The organism is Streptomyces sp. NPDC025793 (genome assembly GCF_055558375.1).
The window spans coordinates 1-1079 of sequence record NZ_JBVHMR010000166.1 but is presented as its reverse complement, the minus strand read 5'-3'; the positions used below and the strand labels follow the sequence as shown (position 1 = coordinate 1079).

The 1079-nt window shown below is 69.8% G+C and carries 1 protein-coding gene; it reads left to right on the top strand.

Annotated features, from left to right (window positions below; all coding sequences use genetic code 11):
- Positions 1-124 precede the first annotated feature (124 nt).
- Positions 125-1079, top strand: a 955-nt coding sequence (locus tag ACZ4MF_RS49100) for an IS481 family transposase (protein ID WP_467500975.1), incomplete at its 3' end; no start/stop codon positions are given.

Genomic DNA, 1079 nt, shown 5'->3' with positions numbered 1-1079 from the left:
CTAGGTGTGCTGTCCCGGGACGTTGGTGACAGGCGACACGCTTTGAGCGGTCCTTGAATGAGGTGAGGGCCTCTGGGTTCGGTGTGGATTGCGAGATCTACAACCGGCAGCCAGGAGGCCCTCGTTGTCCCACCGTAATGCCCCACTGACTCCGACCGGCAGGCTGCGTCTGGCCAGGTGTGTCGTCGACGACGGCTGGCCACTGCGGCGGGCCGCGGAACGCTTCCAGGTCAGCCACACCACCGCAGCCCGCTGGGCCGACCGCTACCGGCGCCAGGGAACAGCGGGCCTGCACGACCGCTCCAGTCGACCGCACCACCAGCCCCGACGCGTCCCGGCCACCACGGAGGAGCAGGTCATACGTCTGCGGCACGAGCACCGCATCGGACCGGTGCGGCTGGCCGCCCGGTGCGGCATCGCCGCCTCCACCGCCCACCGCATCCTGCACCGCAACGGCCTGCCCGCCCTGGCCGCGACCGACCGGGCAACCGGCGAGCCCGTCCGCCGCTACGAACGCGCCCGCCCCGGCGAGCTGGTCCACATCGACGTCAAGAAACTCGGCCGCATCCCCGACGGCGGCGGCCACAAGGTCCTCGGCCGGTCCGCCGGCCGCAAGAACCAGGCCCGCACCGGACGCGGCTACCTCTACCTGCACACCGCCCTGGACGACCACTCCCGCCTGGCCTACACCGAAGATCTGCCCGATGAGAAGGCCGACACCTCAGCGGCCTTCCTGCGACGAGCCGCCGCCTGGTTCGCACAGCAGGGCATCACCGTCGAACGGGTCCTGACGGACAACGCCTGGGCCTACACCAAGAACACCTGGCGCGACACCTGCCACGAACTGGACATCAGCCCCCGCTGGACACGCCCCTGGCGGCCACAGACCAACGGCAAGGTCGAGCGCTTCCACCGCACCCTGCTCGACGAATGGGCCTACCACCAGCCCTACACCTCGGAGACCGAACGCCAGGCAGCGTTTCCCGGCTGGCTGGACTGGTACAACTACCACCGACCCCACACCGGCATCAGCGGCAACACCCCAGCCAGCCGCGTCACCAACCTGTCCGGTCAACACA